This window comes from Pseudomonas sp. 31 R 17 (genome assembly GCF_900004915.1).
In the GTDB taxonomy this organism is placed as follows: Bacteria; Pseudomonadota; Gammaproteobacteria; order Pseudomonadales; family Pseudomonadaceae; genus Aquipseudomonas; species Aquipseudomonas orientalis_A.
Map to the genome: position 1 here is coordinate 251413 of NZ_CVTN01000065.1, position 16278 is coordinate 267690.

Below are 16278 nucleotides of genomic sequence, written 5' to 3' on the forward strand. Positions count from 1 at the left end.
CGGCCTGATTTTTTCTCTCTTGGCATTCAGGGTATCCGTTCATGTTTCCGATGACGCCTATCGCGGCTGCGCTCGCGCTGCTGATGTGTACGAGTGCGTTGGCGGCACCTGCTGCTTCCGGCGCTGCAACCCCTGGCAGTCTGATCGCCCAGGCCCAAGGCCTGCCCGCAGGTTTCAGCGATCACTTTTTCGACGTGCCGCTGGCGGTGCGCGTGGATCTCGATCGGCAACTGCTGGGCGAGGCGCTGATCGTCTTGTCGCGGGATGACCGTGTGACCCTGCTCGAATTTACCGATACCGGCGACAGCAAAGTCCCGGCCGCCACCCGTGATACCTGGCAGGCGCTGCTGGAGAACGGCGTGGCATTGGGCGCCTGCACCCAGACCTGCCCGGAGAAGATGATCTCGGCGTTCTACAATCTGGAAAACTCCCAGCTCGCGATCCTCACCCAGGACGTCGAACGCAGTGATGACACCCCGCGCTTCTACGACCAGCCGCAAGGCGGCAGCCTCGGGTTGATCATCAATAACCAGCTCAACCTCAACGGCAGCCAGGAAGACAGCCTGGGCGGACGCTACGGCTTGCAAGCCAGTTCAAGCCTCGGCAACTGGAGCCAGGTGCTCAACCTGCAACTGGCGCGGCAAAGTGGCGATGACGAGCAAGTACGCCATGCGATCCATGAGCTGTATACCCAGCGTGAACTGGAAGGGCAGTTTTTCCGCCTCGGCCACTTCACCCCCAATTCCGATGGCCTGACCCGTCAACTGCGCAGCTTCGGCGCCAGCCCCGATACGGCGGTGGGCCTGATGTATGGCAGTTCCGACAGCCTGGCCATCAACAACTCCAAACCCAGCGTGTATCCGATCTACGTAACCGCCAACCGCCAGGCAGCGGTTGAGATCTACCGCAACGGCTTGTTGATCAACACCCAGGCCGTGGCGGCCGGGCTGCAAACCCTGGATACCCGGCCACTGCCCGGCGGCATCTATGAGGTTGAAGTGCGCCTGGTGGAGGACGGCCTGACGACCAGCACCACCCAGGAACTGGTGTACAAACCCAGCAACTGGCGCAACGCCGAAGACCGCTGGCGCTACAACGTATTTGCCGGACGCGAGACCAAACTGCTCAGCAACTGGGATGAGCAGGCCTCGGGCGCGGTGACGGCCGGTGCGTCGCTCAATTACCTGGTGCACCCGCGCGTGATCCTCGGCCTGTCGGCCCGCCAGGTGCGCGAGCAACTGCAATACGGCGGGTCGATGGACTGGACGGTGGCCAACAACACCAGCGTCTATGCCAACCTGTACCAGACCCAGGAACATGGCACCGGCCTGGACCTGCAAGGGCTCTACACCCTGGGCTCGACCAACCTGGTGTTCAGCCATAACCGCAGCTGGCTGGACACCCGTGACACGTACGAAACCCTGCCGGATGGTACGCGCCTGCGCCGCAATACCTTCGTGGGCGAGGCCAGCAACACCGCGTTGTCGGTCAACCACCGGCTCGACGCGAAAAACACCCTGAACATGCGCCTGTCCCACAGTGAGGGCAATATCGAGGGGGCCGGGCTGGACCTGGGCTGGAGTCGCCACGACAACCTGTTCGGCAGCGACGCCAACTGGCGATTCTCGGTGTTCGACCGGCCCGGCAGCGCCGGCACCAACGACGCGCGCAATCGTGGCGTGGATGTGAGCGTGAGTGTCAACCTGGGCACTGAAGGCCGGCAGATTTCCGGCAGCATCGGCACCCGCACCGCCCGAGACGGCGGGCGCGACAACAATGCCTCGGTGACGGTGCGCCAGGACCTCACCGACCACATGCTGCAAAGCGTCTCCGCGACCGCCATCACCGATACCTACGGCGTTGGCCTGTCGGGCATGGCCAGCTTCAATACCAGCGCGGTCAGCGGTGACGGCTTTGTGCAGCGCAGCTCCTTCAACGGTGACCTCAGTGGTGGCTTGAACCTCAACAGCACCTTCGTTGCCGGTGCCGGCAAGATGTTGCTGAGCAGCCAGTACCAGGGTAACGGTGCGGGGATGATCATCGACGTTGAAACCGACCTTGACGCAATCGAACTGCGCGCCGACGACCTCGGTGGCGGCGGTGCGATCCTGCGGCCGGGGCGCAACTACGTGCCGGTCTCGGCCTACAAGAGCAGCAGCGTGAGTTTCGACTTTGAAGGCAACCACCCGCCGGCGGCCAATATTCAACCAACCCGCGCCAGCTATCACCTGAACAAGGGCGGTGTGGACTATCGAAAAATCACCGTAATGAAAACCGTCACTGTGCTTGGCCGGTTGCTGGACGAGCGCGGTACACCGCTCAAGGGGCATCACGTGATCAATCACGCCAGCCGTGGGGTCAGCGAGGTGGACGGATTTTTCTCGATGGAAATGAGTTCCAGCGCGCCCACCTTGCAAGTGCGCTACCAAAACCAGCTGCTTTGCCAGTTTCGTCTGGACCCAAGCAATGCGCCGAACGAAAACGACGTGTTGATGATTGGTGACTTGCGCTGCACGCCGGACACCTTGGCCGAAGCTAACTATCACGCCGAGACCGCCGGTTGACGGCGGTTGAAACTGGAGTTCATGACCTTGATTACCGCAACCAAAAAACGCCTGGGCCTGTTTGCTTTAGCGCTGGTCCTGGGCGCTTACAGCCTGCCGGCGCTGGCGATTGTCGAGCAGATCACGGCGGTGTTTCGCCCCGACCCTGCCAACCCGACGAATAACAAATTCGTCAACACCACCCCGCAAAGTGGCTTGTGTCCCTGGCACGTTCCGGCTTTGTGTGAGGCGGCGAATATCTTCAGTATTCGTAACACCGCGTTTCGCGCCTATTCCACTGGGCCAATCGCGGCTTTCCCCGAGGATCCGCGCCAGAGCGCCTATTTCAAGGTGCCGTCGGCCTTTCGCGACCTGCCAGTGACGCACACCGTCACCGGCCGCACGGAGAGGGTACAGATGCGTATCGCCGGTATCGGTGGCCGGTGGAATGTTTCCTACCCTCCGGGCGTATCCGGCTGGGCGACGCCAGGTGTGGGTTGGAGCACTTATTGGCGAGGGGCGCCCGCACCGTGCAAGCCGATCAATTACATCGCGTCAGGAACCTCGTTCGCGTTGTTTTTCTGGATCGTGCCGGAGAACGCCGATGCGTGCAGCGTCACCAACGGTATGGATATTCCGGCGATGAGCTATACCACGCTTGAGTACGGTTATGAACTCAAGACGCCGAACCCGTTGGGCATGGACGCCGGTACCTATGAAGGCTCCATCACCTACACCATGGGGCCGGGCGGTGATATGGATTTCGGCAACGCCATGATCCCCGACGAAACGGTCCTGACCTTCAATTTCATCCTGTCGGTGGAACATGTGCTCAAGGTCGACCTGCCGGCCGGCGCCAATCGCATCGAGCTGCTCCCCGAGGGCGGCTGGCAAGCCTGGCTCAACCAGGGGCGGCGCCCGTCGCGATTGTGGCGCGACCAGACCTTTGCGATTTCCGCCAGCTCACGTTTCAAGATGACCCTTGAGTGTGGCCTGGTCATCGGCAACACCTGCGGTCTGCGCAACAGCGACGGTGACGAAGTGCCGCTGCAAGTGGCCGTGAGCCTGCCCTATGGCTTGCGTGACCAGCACGACCAGAGCGTGAACGAGCTGCCCCTGCGTCTCGACGGCGTGGGCACCGAACTGTTCCAGCCAACGCAATACGTGAACAACCGCGAGGGCAAGTTGCATTTCGAAGTGGCCAGGGATGACGTCGCCGACATGCTCAAAAAGCCCGGCAGTACCTATTCCGGCGTGGCCACGGTGATCTGGGATTCGGAAGTCTAGCGGGCATTGCCCCGCATATCGGCTCCCGCAGCGGGCGGTGAGCCGCGTTCAATCAATGAGGCGTAAGCAAACATGAAACATGCAGTGTTAGGGGCTGGGCTGTTGCTGATGTCGTGGGCGGCGCAGGCCGGGCCGGCGATCAATGTCGGTGTGGTGTACGACTACCTGGAAGGCGACCGCAGTTCTTATCTCAAGCGAGTGTTCAATGGGGGCACCAGCACCGCCTTTATCAAGGTCAATGTGCTGGAGATCGTTTACAGCGCCGACGGCACGTCCAGGGAAGTCCCGGTCGCCTCCCTGACCGACGACAAGGGTGGCGCCACCAGCCGCGACGGTCTGATGGCCAGTCCGGCGCGGCTGATCGTCCCGGCGGGCGGGCGCCAGGGCACCCGTCTGCTGTACATGGGCCAGCGCGACAAAGAGCGTTACTTCCGGGTGCGCTTCATCCCGGTGATACCGGAAAAGGACGACGACTTTGCCGTTACCGATGGCGAGCGTGACGCGTACAGAAAGGATTTGGCGGCCGGGGTCAACATCATGGCGGGCTACGGCACCGTGTTCTTCGTGCGCCCCAAGGACACCCGCTTCGATACCAGGGTCGGCGAGACTGCCAGCCAGTACACCCTGCGCAATGCCGGAAACAGTGTGGTGGTGCTCGACGAATTCCGGGACTGTTCGGTGGCGCAAAAAACCGACTGCGAAGCCACCACCAAGCACCACATCCTGCCGGGCCGTCAGTGGACGCTGGAGAAGAAACCCGGCCGCGAGTACCGCTTCCAGATGATTGAAGGCCGCGACAAAAAACCGATGACGGTCAACAGCAACGGGTGATGACAATGTTCAAGCAACTGACGGTATGGGCGGCGTTGATCGCAACGTTGTCCATCGGCGGGCCGGCACAGGCGTTTCAGGAGCGCCAGAGTTTTGAGGTGTCGGTGACTATCCCTGTTCATGAGGCCTATGTGTTGCCCTCCGAACCCGACTGGATGGGGCAGGACCAGGTACTGGCATGGGACCTGGCCACCTCCAGGCTCGGACGCCTGCGCAAGAACTTCGACGTGAAGAACCTCAATGGCGGCGTGGCCGCCCGCCTGGGGGACATGCCCTATCTGGTGAGCGGCCGCGACCGTATTGATTTGCGCGTGCTGTTCAACCGGGTGCCCCTGACCCTGGACTCGACCCGGGTACTCAGCGCCGACGAGGCGGGCATGGGCCGGCGCGTCGAGCTGGAGATTGCTCCGATCGAGCCCGAGGGTGGCTACCAGGGCGGTGCCTACTACGGCACGGTGCACCTGATGTTCGACTTTCTGGCGCCCTGAGCCTTCGGTTCCATCAAGTGCGGTTCTTGCGTGCGCCTGCCCGGTTCAGCGCGGCGCGGGTCAAGTCTCGCAGCCACTGATTGTGACGGTATCCCAGCTCGTTCAGGGTTGTATCGTATTGCGCCGCACTCATGGGGTTGCCGGATAATACGCCGGCTTCATCCAGTTCCAGCGCCTGCGCCAGGTCGCGCAGTTTTGCCAGCAGGGCTTGCCGATCGGTCTGCGGCAGGTCCTGTGACTGAGCGTATTGCGCTTGCAGTGCCTGTAGTTCATCGAGCTGGAGGTACTTGCGGTCAAAGGCGGTGTCATTGTTCCATTTGGCGGTGGGGTTGTGCTGCTCAAGGTAACGCTCCCAACGCGTGTCCAGCAGCATCTGATTGACCAGGCCGTCACCTTCTTCGAGCCTTTCGACCGCCGCGGCGACCTTGTCGATCTGTTCGGGGGTCACGTCAGCCAGTGTGCGGTAAGTCATATGCGACGAGAGCCAGGGCAGGTCCAGTCGGTCCGCCAGGCTGCTGCGATAGGCCAGATGAATGCCCGCTTCGTCGACCTCGCCATGCTCGCCGTCGATGACCTGCGACCATAGCCGTTGCCCCAGCCCGCCCTGGTCTTTGGGCTTGAGGCGGTGGGCGATATCTTCGCCGATGGCTTTGCCCATATACGCATCGCGCGCGGCGCCGCGGGTCAGCACCACCAGCCTGGCCTCGAGTTCCTCTGGTGATGTGCTGGTGCGATGGGCTTCACTGGCTAGCACTTCGACACCCAGTTTCTGAAAGATCAACGCGCCCGCGTCGGGGCACAATCCAGGGTAGCGGGTATCCTTGAATACGCGTTCGCGCAGGTCGCTGTCGGCTTCGACCGCCCGCAGCAGGCGCCATACCCTCTGGCTCAATTCAGGCCGGTTGCTCTGGTAGGCCAGGCGGTCCTCTTCGGCTTGAAACTCATCGGGTTCCTCAAGCGATCCGATCACTTCAAACAGGCCCTGGGAGCCCGGTTCCTTTTCAATCTCATCCCACAGTTGCCGATGGCGCTCGCGCTCTGTCGGCTTGATGTAGGTCAGCCAGGGTTCGCTCTGGCCTTTGGGCGCATAGGTGCGCAGCGCGTCCAACCCCACTGACTCGCGATATTCGGCGAGCAAGTCCTGAAAGTCCGAGGTGAGTCTGCTTTGGTCCAGCCGTGTGCGGGCGATGATGTCGGCCTCATCCGAGCCCGGGGCGACATGGGGCAACCGGGTGATCGGGTTCTCGCTCAGGTCCAGTTGGAATCCGCGCGCGCGGGATTGGCCGATGAGCCCGGCGGGCCAGTCGTTTATCTGTGTATCGCGCAGGTTCAGCAGGGTCAGGGTCGGCATCTGGCGGATGTCCGGTGCCTGCCCCAGCGGGTTACCGGCCATTTCAAGCTGTTTGAGGCGCTTGAGCCGGGCGAGGGTCGACATGGCGGCCTCATCGAGCACGATGGCATTTCCTTCCAGGTACAAACGGCGCAGGCGTTTGAGCTTGCCGAGGGTCTCGGGCAGCCGGGTGAGTTTGTTGCGACTCAGGTCGAGGTCGCGCAGATGCGGGAAATTGTCGAGAAATGCGGCGTGGCTATCGGAAAATTCACAACCGCGCAGGTCCAGGTCGCTGATGTGGTTCAGTGGCACATTGAGGGTGGGCAGTTCGTCGGGCAGAGGGGTGTTGAACAAGTCCAGGGCGATACCGCCACGGTGTTCGAAGCTGTCGTCCAGATGCACCGTCAGGCCGTTGCTCCAGCCGTCATAGAGGCGGGTCGCGACTTCCGCTCGACGCTTGCGCACTTGCGGTTCCAGCAGGGTGCTTTCCCAGCGCGTCGGGCTTTTTATGTAAGTATCGAGCTGATGGAACAACTGCTGTTTTTGCGACTCCATCTGCGTCAGCGTTTGCTCGCCTTCGGCCGTGCCCAGCGTGATGGACAGACGTCGAACGCTGTCTTTGCTCATTGCCGGAAGTAACAGCTTGATGCGTTCTTCAATGGTTTTGGGCTGCATGTCATAGCTGTCGACGCGGGACATTTTGCACGAGGCACCGCCGCCCAGCAGCACTTCGGTCTCGGGCGCAGGTCGTTTGCGCACGGGAGGTTCGGCCAGGGCCAGGCGTCGCTCGGCGGGCGTCTGATTGCGTTCGATCACCCATTGGCGCAGTTGCTCACCTTCGCCGACGGCGAAGAGAGGCGCGCGTTGCGGGTCCTGTGCCAGGGTCCAGAGCAGGGACTCGTACAAAGTGGCGGCAGCGGTCAGCGGCTTGGCATCGGCGTCGAACACCGCATAGTGCCCGTCCGTGCTGCGCACCAGGGTGCGGGTCTGGAGCGCATTGGCATCGCCGACGCTGCAGCGCAAAGGGCCGCTGGGGCTGCCGTCGCGCAGGTCGACTTTCAGGTTGGCGAACGCATCTGTGTGCAGACGCAAGGTGTTGAGCACCAACCGTTCGCTTTGCACCGAGGGTTGATGATGCGGGTAGAGCCCTTCGACAGCGCGGCTGGCCTGGTTGTCGAAGTCCAGCTCGCGTGCCAGGCTTTTGAGACGCAAGGGCAGGCGCTGCTCGTGCGTCATCACCGTGGACTCTTCTGGCCAGGCCTGCCTGAGCAGCGCGTTGGCGCAGCTCAGCGGCAGCTCGGGAACGTTCTGGCGCAGCAGGGCAACGTGCGGGTCGCTGCTGACTTGGCCCAGTTGATAATGGCTGTTGGCGATATGACCGCCAAAGCCGTCGACGTAGTCCGCCAGTCGATTGCGCAACGCCTGCACCTGTTCGGCCGGGGGCAAGCTGTCGCCCAGTAACGCAGTGATCTGTTGTTCGTCGAAAAAATCCAGCACGCGCTCCGGCAGCCTGGCAGCCATTACGTCGGCCAGGCTGATGGTCAAGGTATCTGCCGGTGCGGCGTCGGCGTTGCCATATTTACGCGACTCGCCGCTCAGGTCGCTGTTGTGAAATACCTCCAGGGCTTTGTCTGGCGGCCAGCCGGGGAGTTCTGTGACGGCCTGTTCGAACCAATAGGAATACGGCTCGAGTGTTTGGCCTGTGCGCATTCTGCGGGCTGATTCTTCGGCAAACCGGCCCGCTTGAAAGCGCTCAAGGCTGTCGGCCAACAGCGGCGCAGAGGGTCGGTTGCGCACGTACATGTGGCGCAGATGGTCCGGTTCGCTGCCACTGATGACCCGGATCTGTTCGAGCTGCTCGGTACTCAGCGCCTGGGTGGCGGGACTGATCCGGCGCATCAGCGTGTGATCGTCCCAACTGCGGGGTTGTTCACCTTCATGCACCCAGGCACCGCTGCCATTGAAGCGTATCTTCGGTTGATAGGCGTGTGGCCGGCGGGGATGCACGATGCGCTGGTGAGGCAGTTGAGGGTCGTGTTCGATCTGATAGTGGTTGTCTGCGTGTGCCAGCCAGTGTTTTTGAGCATGCTGATATAAGCCTTGTGCGTCAGGCAGGGTGCCTTTGGGCAGGCTGATGCTCTGCCGGTACGGCGAAAGGTCCGGGTTCCACAAGCGTTTTTCGCCGCCGGCAAGTTCCACCGGGTGCAACCCTTCGACGAAGGGCGAAGGCGTGAGTGCAAGCGTCTGGCCTACCGCGCCGGCCCCCGCCCAAACCCCCAGTTGCACCACCGCCTGAGCTACCTCCATGGCGTGAGCAATCGCTTGCAGCCCATCACCCTGTGCCCAGTCAACGATGCCTTCGAATACCTCGTTGGCCACCTGATAGGCGGTGTAGGCGAGCATCAACTCCCCCAGGAACGGCACGAATGGCGTGACCACCAGTAACGCAGCATTAAGGATGTCCGACAGCATCTTGCCCAGGTTGTCCCACCAGGCCCAGCGGGCCATCAGGTCTGCATAGGCGGTGGTGATGGCAATTTCCCGGGTATCGTTGACGATCTTGTTGAGTTTGACCCGGTACAGGTAATGCCACAGCGTATCGGGTTCGGAGTGGCCGGAGGGAGGGCGGTTCTGGTAATCGTCAAAGATGTTTTGCACGCTGAAGTGCAACTGCGGCGTGTCAACCGGGATGGTTTGCCAGCTGGGGCCGCTGTCGGTGCGTTTCTTCTGATGCCATTGCACCTTGAACAGGCGGTTTTGCAGCTCGGCGAAAAAATGTCCGCGTTGTTTATGGTCCACAAATTGACTGAAGAATTGCCGGTAGGTGGCTTTGGAAAGTGCCTGGCCTTTTTCATCGAGGGACGTGGTGCTGTCGTGCAGTTGGCGTGTCAGTTCGTTCATGAACTCGACCGGCGAGGCGTACTCCTTCAACGGGTGCTCGGGGTCTTCGGGGATGAAGGCCAGCAAGCGCTCGATGTGTTTATCGCTGCCTTGTGGCGCGGCAATCAGCACAATGCCGCTCAGTTGGGCATCCAGCAGGCTCAGGTTGTAGTACTGCACCGCAATGCCACCCAGGGCCGGGGCCGGCTTGCCCTCGGCGATATCCAAGAGCAATTGCCGGGCATCGTCTTGGATATGCCCTTGCGACAGGGCGATACAGGCGGCGTTTTTCAGCGCTGCCTTATCGCAGGCAATCACTTTGCGGCGCAATTTATCGGCCTGCACCTGATTGTTGAACCCCAGGACTTTCAATAATCGCGTCTGGTATTGCAGGCCGATATTCAGGCTGCGGCACAGGCTCTTGAAGCCCAGTGCGGTCAAGGGTTGGCCAGTGGTTCGCGAGGTGAGCTGGAGAATGTTCTGCTGGCCCTGAGCGTCCGCCCTGGACAAGAACGCAAAGTCGGCAAATTGCTCGCCGGCAGAAAAATTATGCAGGGCTGCGTCCAGTAACGATACGGTCCGGCTGGTCACGCCTTTGCGTATGCCAATGGCCCACCAGCTGTTTTTAGCGGGGGCATAAAGACGAATAAAGGTGTTTTTTACATCAATGTTGCCGTATTCACGTAAGGCATTTTTGAGCAGGGGCTCAGCGAATGTATAAATGTCTTTTACGTATTTGAATGTTTCATCCACCGTATTCCGGGCAGTCCAATGCTCGGCCATGGCCTCTTTCGACGCCGTGTTCAGGGTTCTGTCGATAGACGTGATTCGTGTGTAGACGCAGGGGCTCGCGGCCTGCACCGCGCGAACGCGGGCCAGCGTTGTCGAGCTGAGCCAATCGGGTAGTGCACGCTTGATAAGGTCAAAGTGAATACCCTTTTCTGCATGGCTTGCAGCGTGTTGATAAGGAGACTCGAATAACATGTTCAGGTTGCCTTTAGAGGATCAGTCCAGGGCTGCCCGGCACTTGGGCCGGGCAGGGATAAACGTGAGAAGTTGACAGTGAGTGGTGCTTCAGCCGACAGGCGTCGGCTAGCGATCAGAGGGCAGGCAACGTCCCCTTCACCTGTCGCAGTGGCTCGCTTGGCTGGGCCGCCCTGGAGACAGGCGACAGCTTCACCTCTGCCTTAAGCTGCGCTGCCAGGTTTTCCAGGGTCATATAGGACCTGCCTCGCAACTGCGGCCAACGCTCGACAAAAAATTCCCCGGTATCGTTAATTTGAATGGGGGTGGACACAATCGCTCCGCTCTCGGAACGGTGGAGCACATTGGCGTGGGCGGCTGAGGGCTGCTCGATCAGGAACTCGTCGACGTTTCTCAGCCATGCGCGGTCCGGCACCGCCTTGGGAAACGGCACGGGCTTACCGGCAATACCGGCGTGCAACGTGAAGTCACTGCGCAGGGTTTTTGTTCCGGGGGAGCCGATCTGACCTTCGACGAGCTCCCATCCTCCCCGCTGCAGCGGCAATGCCTGGGTGGGGTGGACATCGCGTATCCTCAAGCTGACGCCATCCTGCAATTGGGCAATGCCCGGGACACCCAGGTGCAGGTCACAGTGGGCATCCCCGATGAGCGCGACCCATCGATGCGGGCCCTGTGCCAGTTGGTCAGCCTTGATCACCTCATTGGCGAAATAGCTGAACAGGTTCATGCGGGCCTTGTCCCCGTACATGCGCTTGACGTGATAGCTGGCTGTGCAGTCGAGCGCCCGCACCCGAATGCCCGCCTTGTTCGCGGCTTTGACCACATTGGTGTAAGTGTCGGGCCCGGTATAACCGCGCATATGGCGGGCATCCTGCGCGCTCAGGTAGCGTTTGAGGTTTTTCGGCATTTCGCTGGTGCGCAAGAAAACCTCCAGCTCTGCCTGATGCAGATCGGTGAGCAGGTGCTCCAGGTACAAGGTCTCCACGCCCTCCTGCTTCAACAGCTTCATGTGTTTGATCAGGAATCGTTTGCTGTAGGTATCAAGATGGGACTCGCCGATAACCAGTCCCCGTATCTTTTTATACACCTGCGTGATGAACGCCTCCTCGCTGGACGCCGTGGCAAGGTCGGCGAAATCCGGGCGTGGCAGTGGCGTGTAGGCGGCCAACGCCTGTTTGGCGGTTTCATCCAGGCGACTGCGTGTTTGCTTGAACGCCTGGTGCGCCGGATGGTACGGGTCTCCCGTTCGAGGCCCGTAGAGGGGGTCAAGGCTGTCATGCCTATGCACCATCTCGTCCAGGTCCGGTTTGAACGACGCGGGCAGATCAAACTCATGGTAATGAGACGGTGATGAGGGGGGCGGTACCGCTCTCGAGGGGCCGGCCGTCGGCAAGGTTTGGGCGGTTGTGGCCATTGTCAGCCTGTAATCGCCCCGCGACAGCGCGGCGGCGGATGTATCAGGCAGGATGCCCACTGCCTGGCCAGGGGTAGCATCCTCCACACGCAAGGCGATGACATTCTGCAAGTCAGCCAGGCCCGGCACCTCGTCGGTACTGCCTATGCGACTGTGATCTACCAGGGCGATCCAGCCATCATCGGGATCGTTTTGCGCGAGGGCTTTGTGGGAATAGAAATTTCTGAGCTGGCTGTTGCGCGGGATAAACCGCTCTTTGTCAGACAGCTCCAGCGCGTGTTCCAGATGATAGGAACTCGAGGCGTCCACGCCGTCGATTGCGACCTTGTGCCTGTGGGCTTCGAGCATCAGTTTACGGAAGGTAAACGGCGCATCCGCGCCCCAGCCCAAACTCGCATCGACGCGCGCCAGATGGTCGCCGACCTTATTCAAGGCGTACGCAAGGTTGCCCTTGGTTTCGCCATTGATGATTTTGAGTTTGGTGCGGAAAACGTCGGCCGGCAGGTTTTCGATGTGCAAGCGCTTGAGTCCTTGTGCTGCCAGGGCCGGCAGGTTTTCGATCAGTAACTGCTTGCTGGCAACGCTGGTGTTGGAGGCGCCAATGATCAGCCGCTTCTTGAGTGGGAACAGGCTGGCAAGTACGGTAGACGGGCTGGAGTCGGGGGCCAGTACCGGCAAGCCGGTGCGGTCCGGGCGTGCTGGAGGCGAGGCGTAAAGTGCCTGCGTATCTTCAGTCAGGTGTTTCACCTGATTGCGGTAGCTGTCACGTAGAGGCTTCAAATCCATATAGGCCCCTTCACGTGCGCCCTGCGCAATGGTGTCATCCGGATGACTGGTGATGGTGCGCACGTACTCAAGGTTGAGCGCTGATCTGAAGTACTTGCCTTGCTCGGGTGCAATTTCATAGCGCGCCAGGGACGGGTCGGCCTCCTCCTGGAGTAGCGTATAGGTCTTTCTGCGGCCACCTCCCGCAACCCCGGAACGAACCCAATGGCCATCGGCGTTCCGGTTGACCAGGCGTGCAGTCGACTGCATTTGCCCGGTGACGGGGTCATGGCGAAACAGCAGATGCCGCCCCAGAGAATCCGGTGTGTGTTTGACCCAGAACTGATGGGTATCGAACATCACGGGTTTCATGCCGGCAGCAATACCGGGGTCGATATCGTTGATCAGCGTGGACTGTGTCAGCGCTTTGGTCACCGGTCTGATCGACAGTGTATTGAAGGGGCCTTTAAGGGCCTGGCGAACGTCGAACAACACAGCACCGCCCACATTGGCCAGGTAGCCGATGTAGTGTCTCAAGGCGCCGGCCATGTCGCCCTGCTGGTAGGCACTGATGGCGAGCATCGCGTCCTTGAAGGCCAACAAGCCACCCAGGCTCAGGCTCAACACGGGAAATGGAATGGTGGCGAGGGTGGTGACCAGTTCGACGCACGTCCAGACAATCCCCATGATCATCTCTGTGCGATTGACCGTGGTGGCAACCACATCGTCTATTTTTCGTTGCAGCACCCTGTTGTAGACATCGTTGCGCAGGTCGGTCAGGGTGGTGTCAGGCGTTGTCCTGTCATAGCGCGCCGGGCTGGGGGTCGTGCGGTCAATCGTTTCGGGCAGTCCATCGCGGGCAGTCGTCAGGAACGTGGTGATCCGCGCCTGGGATTGGACCGGCACCCGACCGTGCAGGTAAGCCGACACACCGTCGACTTTTTTCAGCCAGTAGTTGAACAGCTTCGCCTCACGAAAGCCGATGCCGTCGGGTGCGTTGGGGGTGTAGAGCAAGACAGGGTTGTTTGCATGGCTGAACAGGTAGTTGCCCATTACCCAATCGCCGTCAATCGTCAGGCGGTGTACCTGATAAGTGGAGCGGGTCGCAGCCGCCGTGTCGCCAAGGCTGTCGATGGCTCGCTCCAGCCAGGTCAGGTCGAGCCGGGCGATATGGCCACGCAGGCAGCAGTCGAGCGCCGCGTATTTCATCTGCAGTTGGGTGATCGCCAGCGTGGCGTCGCGCCGTCTGGCATAACCGGGGCTGCTCGCGCTTTGCAATTTGGCGCGCACTTCGTCGGTGTAGCGTCGACCGATCCAGACACCGGTCACCGACCTTGACACGTTCTGCGGGGTCAGGCGGCTCAGGTCGACGCCCGCCGGCCCGCTGAACGTGGCCGAGGTGGAGAATTTCGGATCGATGAAGCCGACGTTATCCGCGTAACCGTCGCGGTACAGCCTCGTATAGGTAATGGGCTTCGGCTTGCCGCCCAGCAGCGGCCAGGGCGCCGACACGAACACGCTGTCAGGGTCGACATCATTCTGAGGACGGCCCAGCAGCCTGTTCAGGCTGAGTGTGGCCTTGGCGTGCAGGTAGGCATCGAAGGTGATGAAGTTGGCGTGCGAATCGGGCATGGCGTCATAGGTGCTTAAGGCACCTGCGGCATCGTCGGCAAGGCGGGTCAAACGGGTTCGGTCTGGCGACTGGGCCGAGCGATACCAGAGCGGGGTGCTGTAGTCGTAATCGTCCTGCGCTGCGCTTTGCGAATGCACGACCATGGCGTCCAGGCATACCGTGTGCGAGCACACAGGGCCGAATGTCACCTCTTCGTGTTCCCTTGCGTCGGGCTTGAAGCCCAGACCTGCCAGGAACGTGCCCATCTTCGGCCGAAATCGCAGCGGGCATTGCTCCAACAGGTAGTCGCGCAGGGTGCGCCCCTCTGACCGGGTGTGGTCATCAGCCCAACTGATGATATGCGCCTGGCATTCGCGCTCGGTGGCGAATGCCTGGAACTGTCGCTCGCGCGGCGAGTTCGGGGTGCACAGCAACAAGCGCCGGACTTGGCCGGTGGCGTCCACCTCGCGCAATAGCCACAGGTCTTTGAGTTGCGCGCCGTGCAACAGCACGGTGCGTGCGCACAGGAGCGGGTTGGTACCGGCGCGCAAGGTGTCGAACAAGGCATGGTCCGCGTGGCTCAGGTCGCCTCGCAAGCGGGCGATAAAGGCCAGCAGCACCAGGCGATGATCAAACAGGTCGCGAGTCGCCTGTCTGAAGCGGGTTTCGGTCTGCATTTGCTTTTGCAGCGCGGCAAAGTCCAGGCGCGGTTGCAGGCCGGGTTCGCGGAGTATCTCGAGCAGGCTCTGCGCATCCAGCACGGCATGGTCGCCTTGCAGTGCCGCCCCCGCATACGTCAGGGTAGTGTTGGTCAAAAAATCTGAGCCGGGCAGCTCGTCGCCCGCATGCAGCCCGTCATGGCTTAATTGCACCAGACTGCGCGTTTGCTCATAGGTGCCGACATGGGCGACATGGCGTCGGGTGGTGATGTTCAGGTGAAGCGGGTCCAGGTCGTGGATTTCCAGCGCTTCGTCCAGATACTCGGTCAACTGGAAATGCGCCAGGGCCTGGGGCGAAGCGACAGGCCCCAGTAGCTCGATATAGGTTGCCCGGGCCTGATTGTAATCCTGCAGGCAACGACTCAGGGTTTGCTGATCCCTCGCAGCCGCGTTGCGGTACCAGTCCGGCAGGCCGTTGTATACGCTGCGCTCCAGCAGCCGTTGGCGCCTGAACGCCAGGCGCGAGGACAAATCCGGCAGTGCGGCCTTCACCGCGTCGTCCAGTGCCGACTGGAGCAGCGTTGCCTCGTGCAGCGGGTTTCCGACCAGGCTCAATGCCCGTTCGATGTCCTCGCTGCGCTTGTCGATGATCGCGTTGTAGGTATGTTCGAACAAGGGCTCGCCGCGGATGGGCAGCAATTGCAGTGGCCAGATATCGTCGACGTCCAGCGCCTGATAATGCACAGGCAGGTGTTGGCAGAACTCCTCGTGGCCTGCCGGCAACGCTAGCGTCGGCTTGAGTCGCTGGTCGAGTTGCGCCAGCGAATCGAAGGACTCCAGGCCTCGGTTTGGGGTGAACAACAGCACCTGGCCGAGGTCCTCTCCCGAGGTCAGGTTATCCACAACCGGGCTGGATTTGCGCGTAAGCACAAAGGCCCCGGCAAACTCCACGGTTTTGTCCTGGTAGCTGAAGTTGAGCGAGTACATCCCCGGCCGATAATCCGCGCCCCGGGAGCAGTCTTCAACCATGCGTTGTTCTGCCGGGGCCAGCAGGTAATCGCGCACATCAAGCCTGGCCTGCTGCTCCAGCGCGCCAAGACCCGCCGTCTGGGCGAGATAGCTCTTGCGGCCCAGACCACTGACTGAGCTGGCTTCGTCAAGGCCTCGCAGGTGTGTGTTCAGGTCGGTTTTGAGCTGGGCGAGCAGTGTTTTTCCGGCGGCTTGGGTGAGGTCCGCCTGCGTCAATGCCCCAAACAAACTGCGTGACCTCTCCAGCAGGACGTTGTTGGCGCCGATCAGGGTGGTATTGAGCTTTTCCAGTGCAAGCAGTTCAGCGGGTAATACGGCAGGCTCCTGGGTTTGAGTACGCAGCGCTGGATCAATTTCAAGCAGGTGAGTACGTATTTCTTGAAGCGTCGGTGATGCTGCTGGTGCGTTCGACGTGCTCATTGGCAATGTCCTCATGCTGATGGCGTGGACCATCAG

6 protein-coding genes are annotated in these 16278 nt (G+C 61.2%); 4 read left to right on the forward strand and 2 right to left on the reverse strand.

What is annotated here, in order from left to right:
* Positions 1 to 41: 41 nt before the first annotated feature.
* The 4 genes from BFP89_RS13415 (at position 42) to BFP89_RS13430 (ending at position 5149) form a co-directional block, all read left to right on the forward strand.
* A complete protein-coding gene (locus tag BFP89_RS13415) occupies positions 42 to 2564 on the forward strand; it encodes a CS1-pili formation C-terminal domain-containing protein (protein ID WP_065885954.1) in 2523 nt (840 codons plus the stop codon).
* Positions 2565 to 2585: 21 nt separating this feature from the next.
* Entirely contained in the window at positions 2586 to 3830 is a 1245-nt protein-coding gene (locus BFP89_RS13420) for a hypothetical protein (protein ID WP_065885955.1), read from the forward strand.
* A gap of 72 nt (positions 3831 to 3902) precedes the next feature.
* Entirely contained in the window at positions 3903 to 4661 is a 759-nt protein-coding gene (locus tag BFP89_RS13425) for a pilus assembly protein (protein ID WP_065885956.1), read from the forward strand.
* Between the two features lie 5 nt (positions 4662 to 4666).
* Positions 4667 to 5149 carry a CS1 type fimbrial major subunit gene (locus BFP89_RS13430; protein ID WP_065885957.1) on the forward strand — a complete coding sequence of 161 codons (483 nt, stop codon included), beginning with the start codon at positions 4667 to 4669 and terminating at the stop codon, positions 5147 to 5149.
* 13 nt (positions 5150 to 5162) lie between these two features.
* Here BFP89_RS13430 and BFP89_RS13435 read toward each other — a convergent pair whose 3' ends face one another.
* Positions 5163 to 10343: an NEL-type E3 ubiquitin ligase domain-containing protein gene (locus tag BFP89_RS13435; protein ID WP_065885958.1), complete on the reverse strand. Its 5181-nt coding sequence runs from the start codon at positions 10341 to 10343 to the stop codon at positions 5163 to 5165.
* 115 nt (positions 10344 to 10458) lie between these two features.
* Entirely contained in the window at positions 10459 to 16242 is a 5784-nt protein-coding gene (locus BFP89_RS13440) for a membrane-targeted effector domain-containing toxin (protein ID WP_065885959.1), read from the reverse strand.
* Positions 16243 to 16278: the final 36 nt, after the last annotated feature.

Coding starts and splice junctions, on each gene's coding strand:
- BFP89_RS13440 (WP_065885959.1), bottom strand. CDS start 16,242: ATGAGCACGTCGAACGCACCAGCAGCATCACCGACGCTTCAAGAAATA.
- BFP89_RS13430 (WP_065885957.1), top strand. CDS start 4,667: ATGTTCAAGCAACTGACGGTATGGGCGGCGTTGATCGCAACGTTGTCC.
- BFP89_RS13435 (WP_065885958.1), bottom strand. CDS start 10,343: ATGTTATTCGAGTCTCCTTATCAACACGCTGCAAGCCATGCAGAAAAG.
- BFP89_RS13425 (WP_065885956.1), top strand. CDS start 3,903: ATGAAACATGCAGTGTTAGGGGCTGGGCTGTTGCTGATGTCGTGGGCG.
- BFP89_RS13415 (WP_065885954.1), top strand. CDS start 42: ATGTTTCCGATGACGCCTATCGCGGCTGCGCTCGCGCTGCTGATGTGT.
- BFP89_RS13420 (WP_065885955.1), top strand. CDS start 2,586: ATGACCTTGATTACCGCAACCAAAAAACGCCTGGGCCTGTTTGCTTTA.